Origin of the sequence: Rhodopseudomonas boonkerdii, assembly GCF_021184025.1 — a bacterium.
Taxonomy (GTDB): Bacteria; Pseudomonadota; Alphaproteobacteria; order Rhizobiales; family Xanthobacteraceae; genus Tardiphaga; species Tardiphaga boonkerdii.
This window is the reverse complement of sequence record NZ_CP036537.1, coordinates 1118995-1135124: the sequence shown is the minus strand read 5'-3', so window position 1 is coordinate 1135124 and position 16130 is coordinate 1118995. Positions and strand designations below refer to the sequence as shown.

The 16130-nt window shown below is 62.8% G+C and carries 16 protein-coding genes; 8 read left to right on the top strand and 8 right to left on the bottom strand.

What is annotated here, in order from left to right; all coding sequences use genetic code 11:
• The first annotated feature begins 64 nt into the window (after positions 1 to 64).
• Entirely contained in the window at positions 65 to 610 is a 546-nt protein-coding gene (locus E0H22_RS05255; RefSeq protein WP_233024600.1) for a DUF924 family protein, read from the top strand.
• Positions 611 to 840: 230 nt separating this feature from the next.
• Complete coding sequence (locus E0H22_RS05250) at positions 841 to 1326, top strand: peroxiredoxin (RefSeq protein WP_233024599.1); 486 nt, start codon at positions 841 to 843, stop codon at positions 1324 to 1326.
• Between the two features lie 107 nt (positions 1327 to 1433).
• On the opposite strand, the gene rnhA is transcribed toward E0H22_RS05250, so the two are convergent.
• Genes rnhA through ispH form a run of 3 tightly spaced genes read right to left on the bottom strand, consistent with a single transcriptional unit; the run spans position 1434 to position 3839 of the window.
• Positions 1434 to 1880: a ribonuclease HI gene (gene rnhA / locus E0H22_RS05245; RefSeq protein ID WP_233024598.1), complete on the bottom strand. Its 447-nt coding sequence runs from the start codon at positions 1878 to 1880 to the stop codon at positions 1434 to 1436.
• Positions 1877 to 2869, bottom strand: coding sequence for a homoserine kinase (locus E0H22_RS05240; RefSeq protein WP_233024597.1), 993 nt, complete (start codon positions 2867 to 2869; stop codon positions 1877 to 1879). Before E0H22_RS05240 ends, rnhA begins: the two co-directional genes overlap by 4 nt.
• 4 nt (positions 2870 to 2873) lie before the next feature.
• Positions 2874 to 3839, bottom strand: a complete 966-nt coding sequence (ispH, locus tag E0H22_RS05235) for a 4-hydroxy-3-methylbut-2-enyl diphosphate reductase (RefSeq protein ID WP_233024596.1) — start codon at positions 3837 to 3839, stop codon at positions 2874 to 2876.
• A 263-nt stretch (positions 3840 to 4102) separates the two neighbouring features.
• On the opposite strand from ispH, the gene E0H22_RS05230 reads away from it, so the two are divergent.
• Positions 4103 to 4804: a DUF1013 domain-containing protein gene (locus E0H22_RS05230; protein WP_233024595.1), complete on the top strand. Its 702-nt coding sequence runs from the start codon at positions 4103 to 4105 to the stop codon at positions 4802 to 4804.
• Positions 4805 to 4937: 133 nt separating this feature from the next.
• Here E0H22_RS05230 and E0H22_RS05225 read toward each other — a convergent pair whose 3' ends face one another.
• The 5 genes from E0H22_RS05225 to E0H22_RS05205 form a co-directional block, all read right to left on the bottom strand.
• Entirely contained in the window at positions 4938 to 5156 is a 219-nt protein-coding gene (locus E0H22_RS05225) for an alkylphosphonate utilization protein (protein ID WP_233024594.1), read from the bottom strand.
• A gap of 168 nt (positions 5157 to 5324) precedes the next feature.
• A complete protein-coding gene (locus E0H22_RS05220) occupies positions 5325 to 5591 on the bottom strand; it encodes a hypothetical protein (RefSeq protein ID WP_233024593.1) in 267 nt (88 codons plus the stop codon).
• Between the two features lie 63 nt (positions 5592 to 5654).
• Positions 5655 to 7565 (bottom strand): propionyl-CoA synthetase, encoded by a 1911-nt coding sequence (locus E0H22_RS05215; protein WP_233024592.1) that lies wholly within the window; start codon positions 7563 to 7565, stop codon positions 5655 to 5657.
• A 66-nt stretch (positions 7566 to 7631) separates the two neighbouring features.
• On the bottom strand, positions 7632 to 8144 hold the full coding sequence (locus E0H22_RS05210; protein ID WP_233024591.1) for a tetratricopeptide repeat protein: 513 nt from the start codon (positions 8142 to 8144) through the stop codon (positions 7632 to 7634).
• Positions 8144 to 9082: a TAXI family TRAP transporter solute-binding subunit gene (locus tag E0H22_RS05205; protein WP_233024590.1), complete on the bottom strand. Its 939-nt coding sequence runs from the start codon at positions 9080 to 9082 to the stop codon at positions 8144 to 8146. Before E0H22_RS05205 ends, E0H22_RS05210 begins: the two co-directional genes overlap by 1 nt.
• 222 nt (positions 9083 to 9304) lie before the next feature.
• Between E0H22_RS05205 and E0H22_RS05200 the strand changes: the two genes are divergently transcribed.
• The 5 genes from E0H22_RS05200 to E0H22_RS05180 all read left to right on the top strand — a co-directional run bounded on the left by E0H22_RS05200 (position 9305) and on the right by E0H22_RS05180 (position 16025).
• A complete protein-coding gene (locus tag E0H22_RS05200; RefSeq protein WP_233024589.1) occupies positions 9305 to 11335 on the top strand; it encodes a TRAP transporter permease in 2031 nt (676 codons plus the stop codon).
• A gap of 212 nt (positions 11336 to 11547) precedes the next feature.
• The gene (locus E0H22_RS05195; RefSeq protein ID WP_233024588.1) at positions 11548 to 12504 is read left to right on the top strand and encodes a TAXI family TRAP transporter solute-binding subunit; all 957 of its coding nucleotides are present in this window, start codon (positions 11548 to 11550) and stop codon (positions 12502 to 12504) included.
• Positions 12505 to 12543: 39 nt separating this feature from the next.
• A complete protein-coding gene (locus E0H22_RS05190) occupies positions 12544 to 13515 on the top strand; it encodes a TAXI family TRAP transporter solute-binding subunit (RefSeq protein ID WP_233024587.1) in 972 nt (323 codons plus the stop codon).
• A 121-nt stretch (positions 13516 to 13636) separates the two neighbouring features.
• Positions 13637 to 14926, top strand: a complete 1290-nt coding sequence (locus E0H22_RS05185; protein ID WP_430715215.1) for an MFS transporter — start codon at positions 13637 to 13639, stop codon at positions 14924 to 14926.
• A 97-nt stretch (positions 14927 to 15023) separates the two neighbouring features.
• Complete coding sequence (locus E0H22_RS05180) at positions 15024 to 16025, top strand: Bug family tripartite tricarboxylate transporter substrate binding protein (protein ID WP_233024585.1); 1002 nt, start codon at positions 15024 to 15026, stop codon at positions 16023 to 16025.
• Positions 16026 to 16130: the final 105 nt, after the last annotated feature.

The window sequence follows — 16130 nt, the reverse complement described above, 5'->3', positions numbered from 1 at the left end:
CACCTTCATCGCCGCGCGCGGGATGGTGGGCACGCTTCGCTTTGCCCACCCTACGGAGTCCCGCATGATCGATACCACCCCCGCCGACATCATCGCTTTCTGGACCAATGCCGGCTGGGACCGGTGGTACGCCAAGAACGACGCCTTCGACGCCGAGATCAAGGCGCGTTTCCTGCCCACCTACGAAGCCGCTCGCGATGGCAAGCTGTCCTTGTGGGAGGACAGCGACGACGGCACGCTGGCGCTGATCCTCGCGCTCGACCAGTTCCCGCGCAATCTCTTCCGCAACGATCCGCGCGCCTTCGCGACCGATGCCGCAGCCTGCGCCCTTGCCAAACGCGCGATCGCCCGCGGCGTCGATACGCGGGTGGACGCAGAGATGCGCCAGTTCGTCTATATGCCGCTGATGCATTCGGAAAATCTCGCCGATCAGGAGCAGTGCTGCGCCCTCTTTCGCGCCACCGGCGAGAGCGATAACCTGAAATTCGCCGACATTCATGCGGACATCATCCGCAAGTTCGGCCGCTTCCCGCATCGGAACGCAGTGCTTGGGCGCGCGACAACGGCGGAAGAGCAGGCATTTCTGGATGCAGGTGGATTCAAGGGATAACCCTGCCCCTCATGGTGAGGAGGCGCGAAGCGCCGTCTCGAACCATGAGCTCGCCTGGCTCAGAGCGCGCGGCCACCCTTCGAGACGCGGCCTGCGGCCGCTCCTCAGGATGAGGGGTGGAGTCAGGATGCGGGACACAGTTAAGCCGCCATCCGTTTGGGCACCGCCCAATATTGCCCGTGTCATCACCCCGGTCTAAAAACCCTCATCCACATCCGGAGAAAACGACGATGAGCATCCAAGTCGGTGACAAGCTGCCCGAAACCAAGTTTCGCGTGATGACCGAGGAAGGCCCGGTGGTGAAGACCACCGACGATATCTTCAAGGGCAAGAAAGTGGCGCTGTTCGCGGTGCCCGGCGCCTATACCGGCACCTGCCACAAGATGCATCTGCCGAGCATCTTCCTCAACGCCTATGCCATCAAGGGCAAGGGCGTCGACACCATCGCCATCACCTCCGTCAACGACGCTTTCGTGATGAATGCCTGGAAGAAGGACACCGACCTGCGCGACGAGGCCGTGTTCCTGGCCGACGGCAATGCCGAATTCGCCAAGGCCATCGGCCTCGACCTCGACGCCTCCGGCAACGGCCTCGGCATCCGCTCCAAGCGCTATTCGATGCTGGTGGAAGACGGCGTGGTGACCAAGCTCAATCTCGAGCCGGCGCCGGGCAAGGTCGAAGTCTCGGGCGGTGATACGCTGCTGGGGCAGCTGTAGGATCGAAAGACCGTAGGGCGGATGAGCGGAACGTCATCCGCCGCGGAGTTTCAGCTATGAACTCGGCCGGCGGATGACGCCTTCGGCTCATCCGCCCTACGGCTTAGTTATTTCTTCCGCGCCTCAGCCAGCCCATCGCGCGCGAGCTGGTCCGCGCGTTCGTTCTCGGCGTGGCCTGCATGGCCCTTGACCCAGTGCCATCTGATCTCATGCGTATGTAGTGCTGCGTCGAGGCGCTGCCAGAGATCGACATTCTTCACCGGCTTCTTGTCGGCCGTCTTCCAGCCATTGCGTTTCCAGCCGTGAATCCAGCTCATGATGCCGTTGCGCAGATACTGGCTGTCGGTGTGCAGATCGACGCTGCATGGCTTCTTCAGCGCTTCCAGCGCCGAGATCGCGGCCATCAGTTCCATGCGGTTGTTGGTCGTATGCGCCTCGCCGCCCTTCAGCTCTTTCTCGGCATCGCCGAAACGCAGGATCGCGCCCCAGCCGCCGGGGCCCGGATTCCCTGAGCAGGCACCGTCCGTATAGATCGTAACGTTCGGACCACTCACGCAGGCTGTCCCGCTGCCTCGATGCCGTAATCGGCCATGCTCTTCACCGCCTGATGAAAGCGCAGCTTGCGGACATATTCCAGCGGATCCTTCGGCTTCACGAACGCGCCTTCCGGCACGTTGAGAAAATCGACCAGGCGCGTCAGCAGGAAGCGGATGGCCGAGCCACGTGCGAGCAGCGGGAATGCCGCCCGCTCCGCCTCGGTAAGCGGACGCACCTTGTTATAGGCGTTCAGCAGCGCGCGCGCCTTGGTGGCGTTGAAGGACAGATCCGGCTCGAAGCACCAGGCATTCACGCAGATCGCAACATCGTAGGCGAGCATGTCGTTGCAGGAGAACGGGAAGTCGATCAGCCCCGAGAGCTCGTCGCCGAGGAAGAAGACATTGTCGGGAAACAGATCGGCATGGATCACGCCTTCCGGCAGATCCTTCGGCCAGTGCGCGGCAAGGTGCTTAAGCTCGGTCTCGAGAAAATCGCGCAAACCGGCCTGCACCATGTCGGCACGCGGCGCGGCGCGGTCGAGCAGATGGCGCCAGCCCTCGACCGACAGGTTGTTTGCGCGCTTCAGTGGGAAATCGGCGCCCGCCACATGCATGCGCGCCAGCGCATCGCCGACACCGGCGCAATGCACCGCAGTCGGCCGGCGCGGCCACATGCCTTCGAGGAAGTTGATGATCGCAGCCGGACGGCCCGCGAGCGACGAATACACCGCCCCGTCATGGGTCTTCTGCGGTTGCGGGCAATTGACGCCGCGCGCGCACAGATGCGCCATCAGGCCGAGAAAATACGGCAGATCGTCCAGCGCCACGCGTTTCTCGTAGAGCGTGAGGATATACGCGCTGGTCGAAGTCCCCTTGGAGGTGTGCAGCAGGTAGTTGGAATTCTCGACGCCTTCGGCGATGCCCTTGTATGAGAGCAGTTCGCCGATGTCGTATTGCTTGAGGAAGTCCTGGAGATCGTCGTTGGCGACGTCGGTATAGACCGCCATCGCCTTATGCGGCGGCTTCGGGACGCAGCGAGCGCGGCAGCGGGAAGAATTCGTTCTCCTCCGCGGCGGACACCGTTTCCACATGCAGCGTGTAGCGCTGCGCGAAGGCGTCCATGATTTCCTCGACGATCACCTCCGGCGCCGAAGCGCCCGCGGTGATGCCGAGGCTCTCGATGCCCTCGAACATGCTCCAGTCGAGATCGCTGGCGCGCTGCGCCAGCACCGAAACCTTGCAGCCCTCACGCTCGGCAACCTCGCGCAGACGCTGCGAGTTCGACGAGTTCGGCGCACCGACGACGATCAGGGCGTCCACCACCGGCGCCACCTTCTTCACCGCAAGCTGGCGGTTGGTGGTGGCGTAGCAGATGTCTTCCTTGTGCGGGCCGTTGATGTTCGGGAAACGCTCTTTCAGAACGGCCACGATTTCCGCGGTGTCATCGATGGACAGCGTGGTCTGGGTCACGAAAGCGAGATTGTTCGGATCCTTCGGCTGGAAGGTCTGGGCGTCCTCGGCAGTCTCGATCAGCTGGACGGCGCCGGGGGGCAGCTGGCCGACCGTGCCGACCACTTCCGGGTGATGCGAATGCCCGATCAGTAGAATCTCGCGCCCGCGCTTGAAATGGATCGCCGCCTCGCGGTGCACCTTGGTCACCAGCGGGCAGGTCGCGTCCAGCGAGAAGAAATTACGCTGGCGGGCGTCCTCGGGAACCGACTTCGGCACGCCATGGGCGGAGAACACCACGGGAGCGGTAGTATTGTCCGGAATCTCGGCAAGTTCTTCGACGAAAATCGCGCCCTTGGTCTTCAGGCTGTCCACGACATATTTGTTATGGACGATCTCGTGGCGGACATAGACCGGCGCGCCATGGATGGCCAATGCGCGTTCCACCGTATCGATCGCCCGGACCACACCGGCACAGAAGCCGCGCGGCGAACAAAGAACGATTTTCAGGGCCGGTTTGGTCGTCATAATGGGGCGATCCACATGCCTTGGTACCGGAAATCCGGGACCGGGCGGTCAGATTGATGGAAAATCAGCCAAAGAGCTTGTTCGGATAAGGGTATTTCCAGACAAGGACTTGGGCCGCGTTTGGGGCGCTGTCAAGGCCGAACTGTCCGCCATTGCGCGTCCGCCCCGGCCCAGCTTATATAGAAGGCTAATTCCCCGTCATCACCGATGACTTGACGACTCTGCCTCCGAAAGAGGTGGGCGGAGCACAAAGGAGATTTGCCATGAGCAACGCCCCGCTGATGCCAAAAGCGACGGCCGTGTGGCTGGTTGACAATACCGCGCTGACTTTCGATCAGGTCGCCGATTTCACCAAGATGCACGTGCTCGAAGTCCGCGCGATTGCCGACGGCGACGCAGCCCAGGGCATCAAGGGCATGGATCCGATTTCGAACGGCCAATTGACCCGTGACGAGATCGAAAAGGGCGAAAGCGACCCGAATTACCGCCTCAAGCTCGAGGAGAGCAAGGTCGTGCTGCCGCCGGCCGCCAAGAAGAAGGGCCCGCGTTACACCCCCGTGTCCCGCCGCCACGAGCGCCCGAGTGCGATCCTCTGGCTGGTGCGCAACCATCCCGAACTCAAGGACGCCCAGATCATGCGTCTGGTCGGCACCACCAAGACCACCATCGCCTCGATTCGTGACCGCACCCACTGGAACGCACAGACCCTGACCCCAATGGATCCGGTGACCCTCGGCCTGTGCTCGCAGATCGAACTCGATTTCGAAGTACAGCGCGCCGCGAAGGAAAAGCCGCTGGACCAGCAGGCCTATGGCGGCGCCACGCTGCTGCCGGCCTCGGAGACCACGCGCAAGGACGAGTACGAAGGCGCCGAGAAGAGCGACGACGACCTCAATGTCGATGCCGTGTTCGCCAAGCTCAAGGGCATCGGCGGCAACAAGCGCCAGGACGAAGACGAAGAGTAAGCGCGACGCAAGTTGCGGGAGTAACAGACGCGGCGGGAAACTCGCCGCGTTTTTTGTTTTCCCTCCCCCAAGCGGCGTAGCCGCTCCCCATTCGCTTCGCTCCGGGGAGGGAGTCCGCGCGCCTCGGCGTGTCTCACGCCTTCTTCAGAAACTCCGTGCGCAGCACGAGGCCCTTCACCTTGTCGGTGCGGCCTTCGATCTCGTCTTCATTATCGGTGAGGTGGATGTTCTTGATCACCGTGCCGCGCTTCAGCACCGTGGACGACCCCTTCAGCTTCAGGTCCTTGATAAGCGTGACGGTGTCGCCTTCAGCGAGCAGCGTGCCGTTCGAATCCCTGACCTTGATATCCATGATGTCTTCCTGATGGTGCGACAGTATTGGCGCGGACTCAACAGGAGGCCGGCGCGGGAAGCAACAGAGCGGCATGAAAGCAGGTTCACGCCGACGATGCGACGGATGACGCGCGGCGACTTTGATGTCGCTCAAAGGGAGCGCCGCCCCACGGCATAGTTTTACGTTTTACGGCCGCCCCGGATTGTTCAGCATGTATTCGCCGAGGTCGCGCTGCTTGCGATCGGCACGGGCGATGGCATTGCTGCGCTGGACATCACGATCCTTGCGGCAGGCCGAATATTGCGGCGAGCCGACGGCGACGCCATTGGCGCGGCAGATCGCATCGTCATCGTCGCCAAGATCGGAGATCGGAACATCGGTGCGGCGCGCGCAGGCGCCGAGCAGCGTGGCGGCAAGCGTCAGGGCGATGAGGGATGTCGAAGCGAGGCGCATGCGGGAATCCTGTCGGCAGTGTGGCGCCGTGTTTAGCGCGAAATGCGGGGATTGTAAGGTGCCTTACACCCTGCCCTTCAGCGCGGCGCCGATCTCGTCCAGTGATTTCGGGTCCTCGATGGTCGCCGGCATCGTCCAGCTCTCGCCGTCGGCGATCTTCTTGATGGTGCCGCGCAGGATCTTGCCGGACCGTGTCTTCGGCAGGCGCGTGACGGCGATGGCAAGCTTGAACGCAGCGACCGGGCCGAGTTTCTCGCGCACCAGCGCAACGACTTCCTTCTCGACTTCGGCGACCGGCCGGTCGACGCCGGCCTTCAGCACCAGGAAGCCACAGGGCACCTCGCCCTTGATGGTGTCCTTGATGCCCAACACGGCGCATTCGGCGACATCGGGATGCGAGGCCAGGATCTCCTCCATGCCACCGGTGGAGAGACGGTGACCGGCGACATTGATGATGTCGTCGGTGCGGCCCATCACATAGACATAGCCGTCGTCATCGAGATAACCGGCATCGGAGGTTTTGTAGTAGCCGGGAAATTCGTTGAAATAAGCCTCCTTGCAGCGCGCGTCCTGTTCCCACAGCGTGGGCAGGCAGGCCGGCGGCATCGGCAACTTGATGACGATGGAGCCCATGGTCCCCGCCGGCAACGGCTTGGCTGCTTCGTCGACCACGTCGATCTTGTAGCCGGGCATCGGTACCGTCGGCGAACCATGTTTCACCGGCAGCATGCCGAGCCCCACCGGGTTGCCGGCGATGCACCAGCCCGTCTCGGTCTGCCACCAGTGATCGATCACCGGCACCTTCAATTGCTTCTCGGCCCATTCCACCGTCGGCGGATCGGCACGTTCGCCGGCCAGGAACAATGTGCGGAAGTTCGACAGATCGTATTTGCGGATGAAACTGCCGTCCGGATCGTCCTTGCGGATGGCGCGGAATGCCGTGGGCGCCGTGAAAAAGGCGACCGCCTTGTGCTCGGAGATGACACGCCAGAACGCACCGGCATCGGGCGTTCCCACCGGCTTGCCCTCATACATGATCGAGGTCGCGCCATGCAGGAGCGGCCCGTAGACGATATAGCTGTGGCCAACCACCCAGCCGATATCGGAGCCGCACCACCAGACCTCTCCGGGCTTCACGCCATAGAGATTCGGCATCGACCATGCGAGCGCGACGGCGTGGCCGCCATTGTCGCGCACCACACCCTTCGGCTTGCCCGTCGTGCCTGAGGTGTAAAGGATATAGAGCGGATCGGTCGCCTGCACCGGCACGCAATCGGCGGATTTCTGCGCGGCAATCGCCTGGCGGCGCAATTCGGCCCAATCGTGATCGCGACCTTCGACCAGATCGCATGTCTGCTGCGGGCGCTGCAGGATGATGCAGGCATCCGGCTTCACACCGGCCAGCGTAATCGCTTCGTCCAGCAGTGGCTTGTATTGCACGATGCGGCCGGGCTCGATACCGCAGCTTGCGGACAGGATCAGCTTTGGCCGTGCGTCGTCGATGCGCGTCGCAAGCTCCTTCGCGGCGAAGCCGCCGAACACCACCGAATGCACCGCGCCGATGCGCGCGCAGGCGAGCATGGCGACCACGGCCTCCGGCACCATCGGCATATAGAGGATGACGCGGTCGCCCTTGCCGACGCCGAAATCATGCAGGATGGCGCCGAGCGCCTGCGTCTCGCGCAGCAGCTCCGCATAGGTGAATTTCGTGATCGTGTTCGTCAGCGGCGAATCGTGGATCAACGCGACCTGATCGGCACGGCCACCGGCGACATGACGGTCGAGCGCGTTGTAGCAGGTGTTGAGCACGCCGCCGGCAAACCAGCGGCCATACAACCCCATGGACGGATCGAACACCTTCCTGGCCGGCTCGATCCAGTCGATCGCCTTGGCGACCTGGCCCCAGAATCCTTCGGGATCGGCAAGCGAGCGCGCATGGGTTTCATGATAGCGGCTGGATGTGCTGGTCGTCATGGCGTATCTCCCGTCCCCGGCGTCGACGCCAAGGTTATTGATTTCTGATTGTCACGGGACATCGGGTTATTTCAAGGGTGCTTTTGGCGGTGGCTGCACCGACATCTTCGCGCCCATCCGCTCGATCTCCTGTGCCAGCGTCTTGTAATTGGCGCGCACCGCCTCGTTCCGCGGATCGATCTTCATCGCCGCACCGAAATCCCTGATGGCGCGCGGGCGGTCCCCCTTCTTGCGCCACAGCTCGCCGCGCGCGTTGAGAAGATCGGGGCGCGACAGATCGATCTTGAGGGCGGTGTCGTAGTCGGCGATGGCGGAGTCGATCTGATCCTTGCGGGCATAGGCGGCGGCGCGTGCGCTCGCGGCCTTGAGGCGATCGCTCGTCGCAACCTTCTCGTTGCCGATCAGATCGCCGCAGGCGGCAATAATCTTGTCATCGTCGGCAGCCGCGACGGCGGCGAAACACGGCGCGGTATCGAGCTTCGGCGCTGGCGGCGTCTCCGGATCGGTACCGACCGCTGCATGCGCGCTACACGCGCCCAACAGGGACATGACCACGAGGAGCTGAATCGACAGACGCATTATTTGATCAGACCCTTCTCACGATAATATTTCAGTGCGCCCGGATGTAGCGGCACCGGGCTGCGGCTCACGGCGGCAGCGAGTTTGATCTCGTGACCGGCGCGATGCGCGATGGTGAGTTCATCGACGGAATCGAACAGCCGCCTGGTCATCTGATAGACCAGTTCATCGCTCACCATTGTGCTCGTCACCAGATAGTTCATCACCGAAGCAGTCGATACGGGCTTCGTCTGGCCGCGATAGGTGTCCGCCGGAATCGTCGCGGGACGGAACGGCGAACCGAGTTTCTTCACCACCGACGGCGGCACCGGCACCAGCACCGTATCGCTGTTATCGGTCAATTCCCTGATCGATGTCACGCCGAGACCGGCCGATTGCAGCGAGGCGTCGAGTTCATTCGTCAGCATGCGCTGGGTGGATTCAGCAAAGGGGATCGTCTCCACCTTGCCGAGCGATTCGAGGCGCAAGCCCGCGGCGGCGAAAATGGCCCTGGCGTTGAGCTCCGTACCTGACTTGGGGGCGCCGACGGCAAGGCTCCTGCCCTTCAGATCGGTCAAGCCACGGATGCCACTCGCCTTGGTCGCGACGATCTGGATGTAGTTCGGGTATAACGCGCCGACCACGCGCAGGCGATCCAGCCTGCCGCTGAAACCGGCATCGCCGTCGCCGCGCCATGCCGACATCAGGGCGTCGCCGAGCGCGAAAGCGACCTGGGCGCTGCCCTGCTGCAACCGCAGCAGATTCTCTACCGAACCGTCGGTTGTCTCGACCCGCACTTTCGCGTCCGGAATATCCGCATAGACCATCCCGATGGCGACGCCGAGCGGATAGTAAACGCCGGAGCTGCCGCCCGTGAGAACGGTTATCGGCTCTGCACGGAGGATCGTCGTCCACAGCGCCAGCGTGCTCGCAAACACTGCAATGCAGCGTCGCTTCATTCTCGTTCGACGGTCGATCATGACACGGAGGGTGGACCGGGCACCGCCGTCGGTCAATCGTGGGCTCTCCTCACTTCTCCCCAAGCAAGGAAAGGAACAACGCGCGACGAAAGTTTCAGCCGTAAGCTCTTGCGCCTGCCGGCCAAACCGGCATGAATGCGCCGCACTAAGACTAATAAGGCCGGGAAATCCGGCTCGCGGGAAAATCCCGGGGGAAGAAACATGGCTGACGACAAAGCACACGCGACCGATGGCACCGGGATCGTCGAGACGGAGGCTGTCTCCGACGAGACGATGCAGAAGGTCGAGGAGCTGATCGAAGCCGAAGAAGGCGCGACCAACCGTTTGCTGGGCTGGGCCGGCACCATCTCTACCGGCATCGCCGTGGTGATGAGCCTGTTCCACCTCTACGCCGCCTATGCGATCGTGCCGACGCAGGAGCTGCGTTACGTTCACGTCGCCTTTACGTTGATCCTCGCTTTCCTGCTTTTCCCCGTCGCCAAGCGATTCCGCGACCGTGTGCGCTGGTGGGACATCGTGCCGGGCATCGTGGCCATTGCCACCATCGTCTACGCGTTGTGGGGCGGCGAAGACTTCACCGACCGCGCCACGGTTCCGGACCGGATGGACGTCATCGTCGGCGTCGTCTTCATTGTGTTGCTGCTGGAAGCAACGCGCCGCACCACGGGCTGGATCATGCCGGTGGTGTCGGTCTTCTTCATCGCCTATGCCATGCTCGGCCCGCATCTGCCGGCGCCGTGGACCCATCGCGGCTATGACCTGCCGCGCCTGGTCGGCCATCTGTTCATCACGCTGGAGGGCATCTTTGGCGTCGCGGTGGACGTCTCGGCTACGCTGATCATCCTGTTCACGATCTATGGTGCGTTTCTCGCGCAATCCGGCGCCGGCAAATTCTTCATCGATTTCTCGCTCGCGCTGATGGGCAACAAGCCCAATGCCGCGGGCCGCACGGTGGTGCTGTCGTCGTTCCTGCTCGGCGGTCCCTCGGGCTCCGGCGTCGCCACCACGGTGATGATCGGCACCGTGGCTGCACCGATGCTGAAAAAGGCAGGTTTCGAGAAAAACGCCGCTGGCGGTCTGCTCGCTGCAGGCGGCCTCGGCGCCATTCTGTCGCCGCCGGTGCTCGGCGCTGCGGCATTCCTGATCGCTGAATTTCTCAAGATCAGCTATCTCGACGTGATCTGGATGGCGACCATCCCGACCGTTCTCTACTATCTGTCGCTGCTGATCATGGTGGAGATCGACGCCAAACGCTTCGGCGCCAGGAACGTCAACATCACGCCCGAGCTCGGCCTCGGCACCATGACCAAGCGTTACGGCTTCCACTTCATCTCGCTGCTCGCCGTCGTTGTGTTCATGGTGATCGGCTTCTCGCCGGCACTGTCGGTGTTCTACGCGATCCTCGTGACCCTGGTGCTCAGCTTCCTGCGCAAGGACACGGCGCTGATGCCGAAGAAGCTGGTGAAGGCGTTGGCGGATGGCTCGATCGGTGCGCTCAATGCGGCGACCACCTGCGCCTGCGCCGGCATCGTGGTCGGCGTCGTCACGCTGACCGGCCTCGGCCTGAAGTTCTCGTCGATCGTGATCGCCTATGCCGGCGGCAGCCTGTTGCTGACCGCGCTCTATACCGCGCTGATCGTCTGGATCATCGGCCTCGCCGTGCCGGTGACGGCGTCCTACATCATCTGCGCCGTTATCGCAGCGCCGGCACTGATCAAGCTGGGCGTGCCCGACTATGCCGCACACATGTTCATCTTCTACTACGCAGTGCTGTCTGAAGTCTCGCCGCCCACCGCGCTGTCGCCTTTCGCGGCGGCCGCGATCACGGGCGGCGATCCCTACAAGACGACGCTGCAGTCGTGGAAATACACGCTGCCGGCCTTCCTGGTGCCGTTCGTGTTCGTCTGCGATCCCCAGGGCGTCGGCCTGCTGCTGTCGATCCCGAAGGGCGGCTCATGGGTCGATATCGTCGAGATCACTTTCAAGACCACCTGCGGCCTGATGGCGCTGGCGGCCGTCGCACAGAACTGGGGTCTGCGACAAAATACGCCAATCGAGCGTGGGCTGCTTCTGCTATCGGGATTGTTGCTGGTGTTCCCGAGCCTGATCGAGGCAATCATCGAAACCATCATCGGCCGCGACATCAGCTACACATTCCTGCCGGGCCTGATCATCGGCCTTGGCGTTTTGCTCTGGCAGGCGCGGACGCGCGCGCAGCCGGTGACGGCATAGAGGGTTAGAAAACTTGTCCCGGACGCGGTGCAGCGCTTTTGCGCTGCTCCGCAGAGCCGGGACCGCCAAAGACGACGGAGCTCCGTGCGATCCCGGCTCTGCGAGGCGGCATAAGAATGCCGCATCGCGTCCGGGACAAAAGCGAAGACAACAACAAGAACGACAGCGGACGCCGCAACCAAGCGGCGCTGCCAACTTCAGGGAGTGCAACGATGAAATGGACGGCAGTCTGCGTTGCTTTGCTTGGCATCGCCTGCGTGGCGAGCCCGGCTACGGCGCAGGACAAGACCATCGCAATCGCGACGGGGGGCACCGGCGGAATCTTCTACCCGCTCGGCGGCGGCCTCGCGAACCTGCTGTCCAAAAAGCTCCCGCACACCCAGGCCACCGGCGAGGTGACCGGCGGCAGCGTCGATAACATCAAGCTGCTGGAAACCGGCCAGGCCGATCTTGGCTTCATGACCGGCGACGTCGCCTCCGATGCCATCAAGGGCGAGAACAAGTTCAAGAAGCCGGTGCCGCTGCGTACCATCGTCGCTGTCTATTCCAGTCCTGTCCACGTGGTGACGATCTCCGGCACCGGGATCGAGACATTCGCCGACCTCAAGGGCAAGCGCATTTCCGGCGGTGCGCCGGGCAGCGCGTCGGAAGCGCAGACATTCCGGCTGCTGGAAGCCGCCGGCCTCGACAAGGACAAGGACGTGAAGCGCGAGCGCTTGTCCGTGGCGGAATCCGCTGCTGCGTTGAAGGACCGCAAGATCGACGCCTTCTTCTGGGGCGGCGGCGTGCCGACCGCTGCCGTGGTCGACCTCGCGGCGACGCCGGGCGTGCATATCAAGCTGATCGAGATCGACCATCTGCTCGAACCGATCGTGAAAAAATACGGCCAGATCTTCGCTGCGAGCGTGATCCCGGCCGGCAGCTATCCCGGCCAGACCACCGACAGCAAGGGCTTTGCCGCCTGGAACCAGATCATGGCCACCGACAAGATGCCGGACGAGACGGCCTATGCGATCACCAAGGCGATCTTCGAGAACAAGGCCGATCTCGTCGCCGTGCATAAGGAAGCCGAGAACATCAATCTCGCCACGCAGACCCCGGCGCAATCGCCGGCGCCGTATCACCCCGGCACGCTCAAATATCTCAGGGAAGTCGGCGCGGTGAAATGATTGCCGCGTCTCATCGAAAACTGGAGGGAGAGGAAATCCATGTTCAAGCGTTTCAGGAAGACGACCATCGCCGCGGCCGTGATCGCCACCGCCGGCCTCGCCGGCGCGGCCATCGCGCAGCAGAAGACCATGGCCATCGGCACCGGCGGCACCGGCGGTGTGTACTATCCGCTCGGCGGCGCCATCGCCAATGTGCTGTCCAAGACCCTGCCGAACACGCAGGCGACGGCGGAAGTCACCGGCGGCTCCGTCGATAATCTCAAGCTGATCGCCTCCGGCCAGAGCGAGATGGGCTTCAGCATGGCCGATGCCGCGCTCGACGCCTTCAAGGGTGAAGACAAGTTCAAGAGCGGCAAGGTTCCGCTGCGCACGCTGCTGGTGGTCTATCCGAACCGCATGCATGTGGTGACGGTGGAAGGCACGGGCATCGAGAAATTCAGCGACCTGAAGGGCAAGCGCGTTTCCACGGGATCGCCGGGCAGCGCCACCGAAGTGATGGCCTTCCGCGTCATCGAAGCCGGCGGCCTCGACAAGGACAAGGACCTGAAGCGCGAGCGCCTCGGTGTCGCCGAGAGCGTCAACGCCCTCAAGGACCGCAAGATCGACGCCTTCTTCTGGGTCGGCGGCGTGCCGACGGCCGCGGTGACCGACCTTGCCGCCACGCCCGGCATGAAGATCAAGATGATCGACCATGCCGATCTTGCCGAGAAGATGAACGCCAAATACGGCAAGCTGTATTCGGCCTCGACCATCAGCAAGAGCATCTATCCCGGTATGGATAAGGACAATGCCAATACCGAGGTCTGGAACATCATCGTCACCAACGACAAGATGAGCGACGACGATGCCTACAACATCGTCAAGACGCTGGTGGAAAAGAAGGCCGATATCGTCGCCGTGCACAAGGAAGCCGAGAGCTTCTCGCTCGACAACCAGGTGCAGGATCGCTCGCCGGTGCCTTTCCATCCGGGCGCGCTGAAGTACTTCAAGGAGAAAGGCATCGGCAAGTAAGACCGGCCTTTGCTATTTGACTACAGGCCGCGATGTACATTGCATCGCGGCCTTTGTTTTTGTGCAGATCCGCCCCACGGCCGCGTTTGAATTTTACCGCGGAACTCAAGTCCTCTCCCCGATGTTGCTTGCCGGGCACCTCACGTGCCATGAGGACCATCCTGTGCATCGCCCCGAAGCGACGACCAAACATCCACTCGACGCACTCAATTTCTTCCTCGCCGATGTGCGCGACGGGCTCGGTCCCTATCTCGCGATCTATCTTCTGACGGTGCAGAAATGGGACGAAGCCTCCATCGGCGCTGTGATGTCGGTGGCGGCCATTACCGGCATTCTCGCGCAGACGCCCGCCGGCGCGCTGATCGACAGGACGACAGCCAAACGTGCGGCAGTCATTGTCGCCGCCGTCATCGTCACGGTCGGCTCCGTCGTGTTGCCGCTCTATTCCAGCTTCCTGTTCGTTGCGACGACCCAGGCCCTGACCGGGATCGCTGCGGCCGTCTTCGCACCGGCATTGGCGGCGATCACGCTGGGCATCGTCGGTCCCCGCGCTTTCGCCAAACGCATCGGCCGCAACGAAGCGTTCAACCATGCGGGCAATGCGGTCGCCGCGGCGCTCGCTGGCGGCCTGGCTTATATGTTCGGCCCCGTCGTCGTGTTTTGGCTAATGGCGGCGATGGCGATCGCCAGCATTGCGGCGATGCTGGCGATTCCCGCCGATGCGATCGACCATGAGGTCGCGCGCGGCTTGCACGAAAGCGAACAGGCGAACGGCCGAAGCAACGATCACCCCTCTGGCTTCCGTGTGCTGCTCACCTGCAGGCCCTTGCTGATCTTCGCCACCGCGACCGTGCTGTTCCATTTCTCCAATGCGGCGATGCTGCCGCTGGTCGGACAGAAGCTGGCACTGGTGAACAATGCACTCGGCACGACATTGATGTCGGCCTGTATCGTCGCCGCACAACTGGTGATGGTGCCCGTCGCCATGCTGGTCGGCCACAAGGCCGACACGTGGGGCCGCAAGCCCATCTTTGCCTGTGCGCTTGCGGTACTGATCGTGCGCGGTGTGCTCTACCCGCTGAGTGACAATCCCTATTGGCTGGTTGGCGTGCAGCTGCTCGACGGCATCGGCGCCGGCATTTACGGCGCCTTGTTTCCCCTGGTCGTCGCCGATCTCACACTGGGGACCGGCCACTTCAATGTGAGCCAGGGCGCAATCGCCACTGCGGCAGGTCTGGGCGGAGCGCTTAGTACTTTCGTCGCAGGTGTCATCGTCGTCGCCGCGGGCTATAGCGCTGCTTTCCTGACGCTTGCCGGCGTCGCTGCATTCGGACTCATTCTGTTCATCATCCTGATGCCGGAAACGCGACCAAACGGCGCATGTCATCGCCGTTTGGTACCAAATGCTTAAGGATGGTACGCCACTACTGTAGCAACCTGCGATACGGCAACGTAACTTGCCGCGCAATTCGTCCCGCAGGGACTCGATCGCAAAGGACTTGTTTGAGATGTCGTCGTCGATTCGCTTTCCGTCCCGTCGTTCCGTGATTCTCGGTGGCGCAGCCGCTCTTGGCGCCCTGCCGCTCATCAGCCGCCGCGCCAGCGCCGCAGAATGGCCGACCAAGCCGGTCAAATTCGTCGTGCCTTTTGCGGCCGGCGGCACCACCGACATTCTCGCCCGTCTCGTCGCGCAGAAGATGTCGGAAGAGTACGGCCAGCAGTTCATCGTCGAGAACAAGACCGGCGCCGGCGGCAATATCGCGGCCGAGTTCGTCGCCAAGGCGGATGCCGACGGCTACACGTTCCTGGTCGGCACGCCCGGCACCCATGCGATCAACAAGTTCGTGTTTAAGAACATGACTTACGATCAGGTGAAGGACTTCTCGTCCGTCATCATCATCGCCAAGGTGCCGAACCTGATGTCGGTGACCAACTCGCTGCCCGTCAAGTCGGTGCAGGAATTCATCGATCTCGCCAAGTCGAAGCCAGACCAGTTCTTCTATGGCACGCCGGGCCTCGGCTCGACGGCTCACCTTTCCACCGAACTGTTCAAGTCGATGACCGGCGTGAAGCTGACCCATGTGCCGTTCCGCGGCAGCGCGCCCGCGCTGACAGACCTGATCGGTGGCCGTGTCCAGCTGATGATCGACAATCTGCCGGCAGCGCAGCCCTTCGCCGAAGGCAACCAGATCCGTCCGCTCGCGGTTTCGACAGCCACGCGCTGGGAGCCGATGAAGGACATCCCGACCATCGCCGAAGCCGGCGTCCCCGGCTACGACGCCGCCTCGTGGTTCACGATCACCTCTCCCGCCAAGACGTCGAAGGAGATCGTCGCCAAGCTCAATGCCTCGACCGACAAATACATCAAGTCGGATGAGGGCAAGGCACGCCTGATCAAACTCGGCGCCGATCCCGTTGGTGGCTCGCCGGCCGAGATGGATGCCTATGTCCAGTCGGAATCCGAGAAGTGGGGCAAGGTCGCCCAGTTCGCCGGCATCAAACCGGAATAAACTGTCGGGTGGGCAAAGGCACACAGCGCCGTGCCCACCACCCACGTTCGGTGAAAATGATGGTGGGCACGCTTCGCTTTGCCCACCCTACGGGTTAGCCAGCTT